We start from the raw sequence: 11523 nt of genomic DNA on the forward strand, positions 1-11523 counted from the left end.
CCCCCACGCAGGCCTTCCCGGCCGGACCACCTCGGCCGTGGGCACCTGCGATGTATACGATCTCCCTCGGCGCCGGAAGGCGGGGCTGCTCACATCGACGTGGGCGACGGCGGCAACTTCCCTTCCCCTGACCGTCTCAGGGTTGCCGTAGCGCCTGACCGGCCTCGGCGAGGCCGCCTGTCGGGCGCGGCCCACGACATTCGGTTCGGCCGGCATATGATCCCGTTCCTGACCCGCTGACCCGCACGGCTCGTCCTCGTCGTCGCCGCCTGCGCCGTTGCCGTGAGCCTCGGATGGTACGGCAGCAGGACCGTGCGGAGACTCCGCAAAAACCCGTTAGGCGGACGAGGAGCCCACTGCTACATTTCCGGAGGCCGTGCGAGAGATCGAGGAGGTGGTACCCGTGAACGCAGTATCGACATGGGTGCTCCCCTCCGGGGTCACGGTCGGGCGGTAGAGCAGGTCGTCCGGGAGCGCCGTTCCAGCGCACTCCCGAAAGGCACGACCATGCATTTCACTTCCGAGCAGCGCCTCGACGACGGCGTCCTCGAACGCGAATTCACCCTCGGCGAGATCCCCGGCATCCTGTGGACACCCGCATCCGCACCGGTGCCGCTGATCCTGCTCGGCCACCCTCCCCTTGGGCTGCGCAAGATGTACCCCCGCCTGGTGGACCGGGCCCGGCACTCCGCGGCGGCGGGCTTCGCCACGGCCACCATCGAGCTCCCCGGAAGCGGTGACCGGCCCCGTTGGCCCGCCGCCGAGCAGGCCCGCGCCGACCTGCGCCGGGCGATGGAGGCCGGCGAGCGGGTCAGCGACGAGATCGTCGACGCCCTCATCCTCCCGCTGGTCGACAAGGCGGTCCCGGAATGGCAGGCCGCCCTGGACGCCCTCCTGTCGCTACCCGAGATCGGCGGTCCGGTCGGGTACTCGGGGGGAGTGATCTCCATCGGCATCCGGCTGGCGGTGGTCGAGCCGCGCATCGTGGCCGCCGGTCTCTTCGCCGGGAGTTTCGTGCCTCGCGCCATGTTCGAGGAGGCCCGCCAGGTCACCATTCCGCTGCACGTCCTACTGCAGTGGGACGACGAGGGGAACGACCGGCAGGCAGCCCTGGACCTGTTCGACGCCTTCAGTTCCAAGGAGAAGTCCTTGCAGGCCAACATGGGCGGGCACACCGGCGTCCCGCAGTTCGCGGGAGACGCCGCGGCCCAGTTCTTCACCCGACATCTGAAGTGAGGCCGAACCGTCACGGTAGCTGAGGTCGGCCGGCATGCAGTTCGCCACAGCGTGGCCCCTGCTGAACTCTCGGCAGGGGCCCGTGTCGCCCGAACTCAGGAACTGTTCGATTCTTCAGACTGTGGGGAGGGTCGGTTCAGGACCCGCGTCAGTCGGTGGCAGGCGCGGTGGCGTATTCCTGATCGGTGACCGGAGTCAGCCAGTGCACGACGTCGTGCTCGGTGTCGCTCTCGTTGATGGTCAGGTGGACCACCAGCCGGTTCGGCGCTGCGCCGTGCCAGTGTTCTTGGTTGGCCTCGAACAGGACGCGGTCGCCGGGGCGAATGACCTCGACGGGCCCGCCGCGGGGCTGGCCCGCCCACCGCCCAGATCAAGTTCTCCCCCACCCTCGTCCCGCGCCACACCACCGCACCCCCACCCAGCTGACCCACCTTCTGCCCGGCATCGCCGAGGCCGTCTTCGCCCGCTCCTTGTCCGGACACACCGCGCTGCGAGCCACCGGTGCCACCCTGCCCGGCCCGGCGCCGACCGTCCTCGGCGCACGCGACGCCGCCCGCTTCACCGACCAGGGCGAACGGGCCCTGTACGCATCCAAGGTCATCTCCTACACCGCCAGGGAAGTCGGCGACGCCCAACTCCCCTCGGCGCCTGGTCGTGGCTCACGCCGCCCGCGGCGGCGCACCCGCACGACACCCTGCGCATACCCCGGCTCCCCGCAGCGTTCATCCAGGCCCGGCGCGACTACTTCGGCGCCCACACCTGCCGCCGCACCGAAGAACCCGCGCTCAAGTAAGACGGAGGGCGTTGAGGTCGCAGGGGATGCACTACGGAGCGCGACGCGCACAAGGGGGGCGCGCGCGTGACAGCGTGCGCACGCTCGGTGAAATTGGTGGCGTTCGGCGTGCACACTTGCGGGTCTCGTTCGCTTGGCTAGGAGCAAGGCAAAAGCGCTCGGTGCCGGGCGGGGGCTGCATCGGCCGACGAAAGGACTCCAGCCAGTGGATCTCGATATGGCTGCTCACGTGGTGACCGGAGCGGTGGCGCTCCGGGTCTTCGCGGGAGACATCCGCGCCCTGGGAACGCGCCTGCTCAGCGCCGGCGTGCGGGTCGGCGCCGCCCAACTGGCCGCGCAGCACCGGCGCGGCGAGGCGGCTGCCTCGAACGAAGGCACCGACGTTCAGCCGCTGGAGCGCGACTGATGAGCGGCCAGCAACCGGATCCGTGGGCCGATCAGGCCGTGCGCGACGATCTGACCGCGGTACTGCCGGACACCTTCACCGCTTTCTACTGCCTGCACCACAAGGCCTACCTGCGGTACGCCCACCTGCAGCTGGACAGCCGGCCCGCAGCCGAGCAGGTCGTCGAGGACGTGTTCGTTCAGCTGGCCACGATGTGGCCGCACGTGCTGAAGCAGCCGAACGTGGACAGCTACGCCTGGGCCGCGCTGAAGGAAGAGGTCGCCCGGCGCCTGGAGATACAAGGCCGCGCTCCCGCCTTGGTGGAGACCGCCGCGTTCGAGCAGATCCGGCGCAGGAGCCGTAGGACCTTCGCCGTGCTGGAGTCCAGCCTCGGGCTGTACACGGCGATCGCCCGGTTGCCGGAGCGCCAGTACGACGTGATCGTGCTGCGGTTCGTGCTCGGCTACCCGATGCGGCAGGTGGCCGAGCTGATGGGCATCACGTACGGAACGGTCCGCAGCCACGTGCGCGGTGCCCGCCGACGGCTGGCCCGGGATCTGGGGATCGACTGGGCCGCTGAAGAGATGAACGAGGAGGATTGATGAACCGGGGGAACAAGCGCACCGATCGCACCGATCGCATCGACCAGGTGCTGGCCGGCGCGGAGGTCCTGGCCGATGAGTACGCCGACTTCGATGAGCGAGCGGCTCTGGACCGCATCGCGCGGCGGGTGGTGTGGCACAGGGCCGAGTCGATGGAAAGCCGCGCCCGGTGGATCCGCACCGCATCCGGCGCGTACACCCGCCAGGCCGACGCACGGGACGGCCTGCCGGCCGCTCTGCACGAGCAGGCCGCCACCGAACTGGGCCTGCTGTCCTCCCAGGTGGTCCGGGACCCGCAGGCGATCGCGGCCATGGCATTGCTCGTCGACGACCGGGCCACCATCGAACCCACCGGCGCCCTCGCGTTCGCGTGCCTGCTGTACCTGGCCGACCGGCACGAGGCGGCGCAGTTCTGGTGGCAGTTCGCCGCCGGCGCCGACTCCCCCACCGCGGCCCACTGCCTGTTCCTGCACCACCTGCAGCACAGCGAACTACGCGACGCGCAGCACTGGCGCAAGCAAGCTCTGCTGCTGCGGAACCTGGGTCAGGACCCTCTGGCGCGCGCCGCGTGGTCGCAGGCGACGACCGATCGGGCACTGACGCATTGGCTGTGGGGACCGTCGCCGTCCCGGACGGCGATGGTGCCCCAGGTGGTCACCGTCGATGTCGTTCACCGTGCGTGCCGGCCCGCCTCGTCCCTGCCGCTGTCGCACTCGATCACCAAGGCCGTGCAGCGCCTCGAGGCGCAGCCTGATGAGGACTTCGGCACCATCCCCAAGCCCGACCCCGAGCTCGCGGCAGAGCTCGTGGACCGTGCGGCTTCATGACGAGCGTCTACGCCTTCAGAGCACCGGCGGGAAGCCGCTCGCCTCCGGAGCCCGCCTGTGGTGAGCGGCGGGTCGGGCTCGAGGACTCCCCCGTTATCTTGAGCCGCAGGTGGTGAAGAAAGCCGCCGAAGAAGGGTGTCGGTGCTCTGGCAGGCCGGGGCCCGGCATGGTGTCCTGAAGCATGGACCAGGCTTTGTCCGCTGCGATCGCTGTCGGGGGAACGCTGCTCGGAGTGGCATTGAGGTATCGGTTCCAGCGGCAGTCGGCTCGGGACGCCGAGGACTTCCCACACCTTGCAGTCGTTGCGGTCGCCGACAAGCGGCTGGCCGACCACCACGACCATGCGGGTGTCGGCGTCGATCACAACCTGGTGGTTCATGGAGTACCGGCAGTTCTTCGACCGCTCGGCCACGGTGTGATCGCGAGTGGGCACGAGGGTGCCGTCCACGATGAGCACGGCCTCCCCTTGGCGAACCGCTCGCGCGAGTGGAGCGCGAGCATCGGCCCGAGGAGGTCAATGACGCGGTCCGCTGCCGACGGGGACACCCCGAACAGCGGGCCGAGCTGGCGCATGGTCAGGTTCGTCCGCCAGTAGGTGGCAACCAGCAGTGCCTGTCCTCGAGCGGACGGCTCCACGGCCGGGCCCTGCGGTTCGCGTCTGCCCCTTCGTGTCGCAGCATGGTCACCAGCTTCCGGAAAAGCCTCGGGCTGAGCCCACGTGAACGGGCCTTTCCACGACGACTCTGACGTCGTGATCACACCGGTCACGCCAAGGTCTTCACACCGAGGTCAAGCGGAGGTCCCCAGCCCAGCTCTCACAACGGACCCGACCCGTTGGGAATGTGAGCTCGAGGGCGACACGCCCGGTGTTGGGTGCGTGTTCCTCCCGCACCTCCACAACATCCTCCCCGACGTGGTCCGCGAACGGCATCCCCTCACCGATCACCCCCACCGTGACGCGCCCCGGGTCGCCCATGTCGTAGCCGGCGTGCGGCTCCGACGCCTCAACGATCAGACACCAATCCGCTGCGGTCGTGGAGTGGATGGCGGCACCCAGGTCATCGATCAGCCACACCTCCAGCGGGCCCGTGGGGGCATCACGGCCGTACAGGTGCCACGAGCCGACGACCTCCGCGAGCCGACGACCCACCAAGCTCTGCGCGCTCACCCCAGCACCGTGAAGCGGGCACTCATTCGACACATCAGGCTCCATCGGCCGACGGTACCGCCGACGGGTCGGCTCATCTCCACCATCGCCCGCTTCTGATTGCCCTGTATTTACCTCGCCCGAGTTTCCACACATTCTTGGCGTGCCCCCAGCCTCCGTGATGCCAGTGACCCCGCCAACTGCCATCCAGGCGCAGGCTCCAAACGGCACAGGAGCGCGCCCGCACACCCCAGCCGCCGGGAACAACCGTCCGTTGCGGTGACCGCCATCTGCCGTTCATACCTGTCCCACCGCTCCGGTCGACCGTGCTTCCTAGCGTCCGAGAGTGCGCGCACCGCTGACCTGCCGCAGCCCGCTGTCAGGTTCGGAGCGCTGCTGTCCGGTCGGTGTGCGACTGCACCCGACGACGCGAAAGGCCCCCGGAATGTCGAAAGAACCCAAGCAAACCAGAATCTCCCGCCGCAACGCGCTCGGCTTGTTCGGCGCGACGGTGTCCGGTGCCGCCGCCGGGCCACTGGTCCTCGGCGCCGGAACCGCCGAGGCGGTCCCGGCGAAGTCGGAGGTCACCGGTCTCACCACCGGCTCGGCCACCACCCCCGTCCAGGGCCTGCACCTGACCTTCGGCGCCGACCCACGCAGCCAGATGGTCGTCTCGTGGGTCACCGACACGGCCGTCAAGAACCCCCGGGTCGTTTACGGCACGCTGAGTGGCGGCTTCGGCTCCACAGTGCACGCGAGGACGAAGACCTACGTGGACGGCACCTCCGGGCGGACCGTCTGGGTCCATCACGCGCTGCTCAGCAAGCTCAAGGCCGACACCGACTACCTGTACGCGGCCCAGCACGACGGCGCCACCCCCGACGCCGGCACCTTCCACACGGCGCCGTCCGGCCGAGCTCCGTTCACCTTCACCAGCTTCGGCGACCAGGGTGCGCCCAGCGTGACGTGGAAGACCGGAGCGAACCCGGCCGACGCCTCGGGCCGGGACTTCGAGCCCAACGCCACGCCCGCCGCTGCCGACATCGTCACCGGCGTCGAGAAGGTCGGCCCGCTGTTCCACCTCCTCAACGGTGACCTTTGCTACGCCAACACCGGGCCCGACCGCATTCGCGTCTGGCGCGACTTCCTCACCAACAACAGCCGCTCGGCGCGATTCCGTCCGTGGATGCCGTGCGCGGGCAACCATGAGATCGAGCTGGCCAACGGCAAGCTCGGTCTCGACGCGTACCAGACCTACTTCGAGCTGCCCTCGACCGAGACCCAGCCCGAGCTCGACAACCTCTGGTACTCCTTCACGGTCGGCGGCGTGAAGGTGATCGCCCTGCAGAACGACGACATCGCCCTGCAGGAGGGCGGTGACATCTACATCAAGGGCTACTCCGGCGGTCGGCAGCTCGCCTGGCTGGAGAAGGAGCTCAAGTCGGCACGGGCTTCGAAGGACATCGACTGGATCGTGGTCTGCATGCACCAGGTGATGATCAGCTCGGCGACCGCCGCGAACGGCCCCGATGTCGCGCTGCGCGCGGCGTACGGCCCGCTGTTCGACAAGTACGGCGTCGACCTGGTGGTCTGTGGCCACGAGCACGACTACGAGCGCTCGTTGGCGGTGCGTGGCGTCGTCCCCGGCAGCGTCACCCTGACGCCCAACCCGAGTCAGACCGCACTCGACGTGATCGACAGTGCGCACGGCACGACGCACATGGTCCTCGGCGGTGGCGGCGTGTCCGGCATCACCAACAACAGCTTCACCACCGACGACGCCGACGGTCATGGCCATCACTCGGCATACGTCCAGATGGAGCACGTCGGCAAGTACAACTCGGTCAAGGAGAAGGAGACGGCGGTCTGGATCGGCGTCCGCGACGCGGAGCATCCGTACGGCTTCGCCGAGTTCGCCGTCGACCCGGGCCGTCACCCCGGTGACATGACCCGCATCCACGTCACCTACTACAACATCATCACGCCCACCGGTGAGCTGTCGGTCTTCGAGAAGTTCACGCTCCAACGCCGCCGTAGCGACGGCGGCCACGGCCAGCACTGACCCACCGCGACCAGCAGCAGCAGTCGGCAACGCCTGGGGCCGGGACGTCGTCCCGGCCCCAGGCGTTGCCGACCGGGAGCCCTTGGCGTGTGGGCGCTGGAGCGCCGCGGGCGGGCACGAAGAAGGCCGCGCGGCCGGCGGGATCAGCGGGCCGCCCACGCCTCCGCCGCGGTCGTCACCGGCGCCCCCGTACGTGCCGACTCCTCGATGGCCAACGCCAGCAGATGGTCCTGGCAGCCCTCGGCCAGGGGATACGGTTCCGGGCCGGCGTCCCGGACCCATGCGCCCGTACGGCACAGCAGGTCCACCACGGCGAGGTCGTCCTCGGACAGGCTCGCGCCCAGATGGTCGTTGCGCCACACAACCCGCCCGTCGAACGAGATGTGGTGCACCTCCGCCCCTTCGAGGTTGAGGTCGGTGCCGGTGCGACGACGTACCAGCGGGGACTCCACCGGCGTGCGCGGATCGGCCATCCGCACCACCGTGTCGTCCACGATCTCGCCGAGCGAGCCGCGCACCACGATCCGGCGGGCACGCAGCGGATTCCACCACTGGTTGTCCGTGAAGTCGTACAGGCCCGTGCGGGCCCCGCCGAAGTCCAGGAGAGCGAGAGTGGTGACGGCGTCCTTGGGCGTGAGGTCGTCCGACCAGCCGCCGGGGGACAGCGGATCGGCGAGCGGGGCGGTGAAGGCCCGGGCCGTCACCGTCACGGGCCCGCAACCGACACCCAGGGTGTGCCGGATCAACGACATCGCGTGATACATGTGGGTCGAGGACACCTGGACGGACGTGACCTCGCCGATCACGCCTTCCCGTACGAGGGCGATACGAGCGGCGTGGCCGGGCATCAGTGTGTACTGCTCCGCGACCTGGACGAGTCCTCCGCCCCCGGCGCGCGTCGCGCCTCCCACGGCATCCCACAACTCCCGAAGCCCGCGCACGTCGGGCGCCGGCGGTGTCTCCGCGAGGACCGGGACCTCGTGCTCGACGAGTTCCCGTACGATCTGGGGCGTAACCTCCCACGGCACCGACGGGATCACGAATTCCGGTTTCCTGCCGCACAGTTCACCGACCGTCCGGAAGGCGGGCACCCCCCACTCCGCCTCCACCTGGGCGGCTCGATCGGCCGAGCGCGTCACCACGCCGGCCACCGCCAGCCGTTCGGGCAGCGCCCTCGCCAGCCGGGCGAAGAACTCGGCCCGCCAGCCACTGCCCACGATGCCGAACCGTATGGGTGCTGCGCTCACGTGTCCGCTCCTTCCCGCGTTCGGGGCGCGAGTCTAACCCGGCGACCTGTACCACGCGCCGCCGTCAGGGCGCACCTGTCCGGGGCGTACAGAAGGGGGCCGCCGCGTTCGCTCCGTCCGGGCCGTCGATGACCGAGCGGGTCATGTCGGACGCAGCCACCTGCTCGGCCTCCCGTACAAGACTGTTGCCGTGCACCGCGGCCCGGTCGCCGGCCCGCGCGAACACCGCGACGACGGCCCGGCCAGTGCCCCGGGACGCGCCCGTGACCAGCGTTCCGCGGTTCACTCGGCCACCTCCGCGACACCGTCGATCAGCCGCTGCACGTCCTCGCCGTCGACGTACGGGGCGAGCCCGGCACGCACCGCACCGGTGTCACCGAGCCCCAGCAGCCGCGATGCCTCCAGCGCGTAGAAGTTGCCCGCGGGGGCGTTCACACCACGCCGCGCCAGCCGCTCGTAGACCTCCCGGCCGGGCACTCCCTCCACGGAGAAGAACACCGTCGGCGTACGGCGTGCCGGCGCGCCGTACAGCCGCACCCTGTCGATGCCCGACAGCCCCTCCAGCAGCCGCCCCAGCAGGTTCTCCTCGTATGCCTCGACCGCTCGCATCGCCTCCAGTACCCGGCTGCGCCGGTCGCCCGCGGAGGACGCCAGTGAGGCGATGTAGTCCACGGCCGCGGTGGTACCGGCGAGCATCTCGTACGGCAGGGTGCCCAGCTCGAAGCGTTCCGGCACGTCGTCGGTGGAGGGCAGGAGCTTGTCCGGTCGGAATTCCTCCCACAGTCCCGGATCCGCGACCACGACACCATGGTGGGGGCCGAAGAACTTGTAGGGCGAACACGAGAAGAAGTCGGCGCCCAGGGCGGCCAGGTCGACCGGCGCGTGCGGCGTCAGGTGCACCCCGTCCACGTACAGCAGAGCTCCGACCTCGTGGACGGCCGCGGCGATCGCCGCCACGTCGGGGCGTGTGCCCAGCACGTTCGACGCCCCGGTGACCGCCACCAGCCGGGTCCGGCCGGACAGCTGTTCCCGGATGGCCTCGACGCTCAACTCACCACTCCGGGGATCGAACGCGGCCCACCGTACCGCCGCACCGGCGGATTCCGCGGCCTGGATCCACGGCCGGACGTTGGCATCGTGGTCCAGACGGGTGACGACCACCTCGTCACCGGCTGTCCACTGCCGCGCAAGCGTACGCGAGACGTCGTACGCCGCCTGCGTCGCCGACCGGGTGAAGACGACACCGCGCGGCTCGCAACCGAGAAGGTCCGCCATGGCCCGCCGCGCCTCCTTCACGACGTGCTCGGCACGGCGCTCGGCAGCTGTCACCGCGCCCCGGTTGGAGATGCCCGAGCACATCGCCGCGGCCATCGCCTCGGCGACCTGGCGGGGCACCTGTGAGCCACCCGGCCCGTCGAAGTGGGCCACCTTTTCCCTCAGCGCGGGGAAGTCGTCACGGATTCGCAGGACATCGAGATGCATGCGCCTATCCTGCCGGAGCGCGGATTCCGCGCGGGCCGGGTCACACAGGACGGATCCGCCTGCGGCCGGGTCTGCGTCACCCCGCGCCCGCACACGCGGGAAACCCTCGGCCAGGCCGCCGGGCTCTCCCCCCCCCCAGCGTCAGCCGCGCCTTCGGCGCCAAGGAAGTCCTCGCCGTCGGGGAGCTCACCGGTCACCGTCCCGCAGCAGTCGAGATCAGCGATCACAACCCCGACCTCTTCTCCGGTGACGACAGCCGGCAGCGCTGCACCTGGAGAGGCAGCAAGAAGAACCCCCGCACCGACGATCCCAAGTACGCCGTCACCGACACATCCGGCACCAGGTGGGCCTGCTGCGACGGCCACCTACCTTGAGTATTGCGCGGTCGCCGCCCGCATCTTCCAGGGTCACGTCGAGCTGGGGGGCACGTCGGCATGCCAGCGGTCGCGCTCGATACGGGCAACCGTCGTCGCGTTTTCGTTCACACGCCGCGAGGCAAGTCAGGCAAAAGCGGTGGTGATGGCGCTGTCGATGGCTGCCGTGGTGCTGAGGCCGGCGTTCCAGTGAATGTCCACGAGGCGCACAGTAGGGCCCTGCGCGGACATTGACGGCGGAATCGGTGGTTCCCCTGCGCGTGCGCTGGTCACTGACCCGGAGCAGCACCCCGCGCGGGGAACCGCCCTGGGTTGCACGCTGGCGGTATGCGCGTTGTCTTGGACCCGGGTCCGGCCGCCGCCGGCTCCCCGTCGGAAAGGAGCGGTTCATGAGCTGGGAACCGTCCTGCGAAGGCATCGTCCGAAGCACTCCGGGCGTAGATGCGGTGTTCCTCGCTGATCTCAACGGGAGCCTGTATGGAACCAGCGACGCGGCGCAATGGCGCCCCTCGCCCCAGGAGACCAAGGAGATCGTGCAGACGGTCCGCGATCCCGAAGCCACTCCGCGCCTGGCGGTTCAGGGCGAGAACTACGCGCTTACCGCCCGGCAGGACGACACCGTCATCGGCAAGAAGGACGACAAGGCAATCGTCGCGGTCGCCACCAGCAAAATCGTCATCGTCGCCCGCGCCAACGAGAGCGCCGCGCCTCAGGCCCTGAGCAAGCTCCAGACCTATGCCGCCGAGAACGCCAGTTGACGACAAGCGGCAAGGAATAGCCCACCGCGCGTCCGACCGCCCCGGGTTGCATGCCGTCGATATGCGCGCGATCTGGACCTGCTACGGCAGCTTCGACCTGGTCGGCCTGCCCGTCCACCTCTGCTCGGCGACCGAGGAGCACGGCACGGGGTTCCATCAGGCTCATGCGCGTGACGGCTCCAGGATCAAGCACCGGAAGCAACGTTCCACTCCCCGGCTCCTCGGCAGGTGGGTGACTCGGGAGGATGCTTCGACTTGAGCTCTCAGGTTCTTGTTCTCGATGGCCAGGAGCTGGACGCATGCGAGGGCGAGGCCCAGCTGGTCGGTGAGTTCCCGGTTCGCTCTGCGGAACTTGGCGTTTCTCCGGGCGAGGTCCGTGTCGCGCTTGGTGCCGGCTGGCGCGCTGCGTTCGGTTGTGGCGTTTCGCGCCGTCGTGATGGTCTCGACGATGTCGCGGTAGGGGCGGTGGAAGGTGGTGTTGGAGAGTCCGACGCGATGGGCGAGTGTCAGGGCGCTGGGACGGACGCCGTTGCGGGTGGCCTCGGCGAGAAGCTCGTCCGCCGCCTTTCCAACGCGTTCGGGACGGGGAAGGTCGGGGCGGGCGGTCATG

Annotated in this window: 11 protein-coding genes and 1 pseudogene; 6 read left to right on the forward strand and 6 right to left on the reverse strand. The window is 69.7% G+C overall.

The window, feature by feature from the left end:
- Positions 1–507 precede the first annotated feature (507 nt).
- The 4 genes from ACFYYN_RS30650 (at position 508) to ACFYYN_RS30665 (ending at position 3843) form a co-directional block, all read left to right on the forward strand.
- Positions 508–1236 carry an alpha/beta hydrolase gene (locus ACFYYN_RS30650; RefSeq protein WP_500548328.1) on the forward strand — a complete coding sequence of 243 codons (729 nt, stop codon included), beginning with the start codon at positions 508–510 and terminating at the stop codon, positions 1234–1236.
- A 998-nt stretch (positions 1237–2234) separates the two neighbouring features.
- Positions 2235–2435 carry a hypothetical protein gene (locus ACFYYN_RS30655; protein WP_500334237.1) on the forward strand — a complete coding sequence of 67 codons (201 nt, stop codon included), beginning with the start codon at positions 2235–2237 and terminating at the stop codon, positions 2433–2435.
- On the forward strand, positions 2435–3016 hold the full coding sequence (locus tag ACFYYN_RS30660) for an RNA polymerase sigma factor (protein ID WP_500548329.1): 582 nt from the start codon (positions 2435–2437) through the stop codon (positions 3014–3016). Before ACFYYN_RS30655 ends, ACFYYN_RS30660 begins: the two co-directional genes overlap by 1 nt.
- A complete protein-coding gene (locus tag ACFYYN_RS30665) occupies positions 3016–3843 on the forward strand; it encodes a hypothetical protein (protein WP_500548330.1) in 828 nt (275 codons plus the stop codon). The genes ACFYYN_RS30660 and ACFYYN_RS30665 overlap by 1 nt, the downstream gene beginning before the upstream one ends.
- Before the next feature lie 274 nt (positions 3844–4117).
- Here ACFYYN_RS30665 and ACFYYN_RS30670 read toward each other — a convergent pair.
- Together ACFYYN_RS30670 and ACFYYN_RS30675 are read right to left on the reverse strand one after the other, a co-directional pair.
- Positions 4118–4611, reverse strand: a pseudogene (locus tag ACFYYN_RS30670) (transposase family protein); the annotation flags it as partial.
- Positions 4612–4621: 10 nt separating this feature from the next.
- Positions 4622–5056: a hypothetical protein gene (locus ACFYYN_RS30675; protein WP_500548331.1), complete on the reverse strand. Its 435-nt coding sequence runs from the start codon at positions 5054–5056 to the stop codon at positions 4622–4624.
- 379 nt (positions 5057–5435) lie between these two features.
- Between ACFYYN_RS30675 and ACFYYN_RS30680 the strand changes: the two genes are divergently transcribed.
- Positions 5436–7052: a purple acid phosphatase family protein gene (locus ACFYYN_RS30680; protein ID WP_500548332.1), complete on the forward strand. Its 1617-nt coding sequence runs from the start codon at positions 5436–5438 to the stop codon at positions 7050–7052.
- A 143-nt stretch (positions 7053–7195) separates the two neighbouring features.
- Here ACFYYN_RS30680 and ACFYYN_RS30685 read toward each other — a convergent pair whose 3' ends face one another.
- The 3 genes from ACFYYN_RS30685 to ACFYYN_RS30695 all read right to left on the reverse strand — a co-directional run bounded on the left by ACFYYN_RS30685 (position 7196) and on the right by ACFYYN_RS30695 (position 9781).
- Positions 7196–8299: a Gfo/Idh/MocA family protein gene (locus ACFYYN_RS30685; protein WP_500548333.1), complete on the reverse strand. Its 1104-nt coding sequence runs from the start codon at positions 8297–8299 to the stop codon at positions 7196–7198.
- A 64-nt stretch (positions 8300–8363) separates the two neighbouring features.
- Positions 8364–8585, reverse strand: coding sequence for a hypothetical protein (locus ACFYYN_RS30690; protein ID WP_500548334.1), 222 nt, complete (start codon positions 8583–8585; stop codon positions 8364–8366).
- The gene (locus tag ACFYYN_RS30695; RefSeq protein WP_500548335.1) at positions 8582–9781 is read right to left on the reverse strand and encodes a cysteine desulfurase-like protein; all 1200 of its coding nucleotides are present in this window, start codon (positions 9779–9781) and stop codon (positions 8582–8584) included. The genes ACFYYN_RS30690 and ACFYYN_RS30695 overlap by 4 nt, the downstream gene beginning before the upstream one ends.
- A 763-nt stretch (positions 9782–10544) precedes the next feature.
- Between ACFYYN_RS30695 and ACFYYN_RS30700 the strand changes: the two genes are divergently transcribed.
- Positions 10545–10913, forward strand: coding sequence for a profilin (locus tag ACFYYN_RS30700; protein WP_500548336.1), 369 nt, complete (start codon positions 10545–10547; stop codon positions 10911–10913).
- Positions 10914–11075: 162 nt separating this feature from the next.
- On the opposite strand, the gene ACFYYN_RS30705 is transcribed toward ACFYYN_RS30700, so the two are convergent.
- Positions 11076–11522 carry a hypothetical protein gene (locus tag ACFYYN_RS30705; RefSeq protein ID WP_500548337.1) on the reverse strand — a complete coding sequence of 149 codons (447 nt, stop codon included), beginning with the start codon at positions 11520–11522 and terminating at the stop codon, positions 11076–11078.
- Between the last annotated feature and the right edge of the window lies 1 nt (position 11523).

This window comes from Streptomyces sp. NPDC001902, assembly GCF_042891295.1.
In the GTDB taxonomy this organism is placed as follows: domain Bacteria; phylum Actinomycetota; class Actinomycetes; order Streptomycetales; family Streptomycetaceae; genus Actinacidiphila.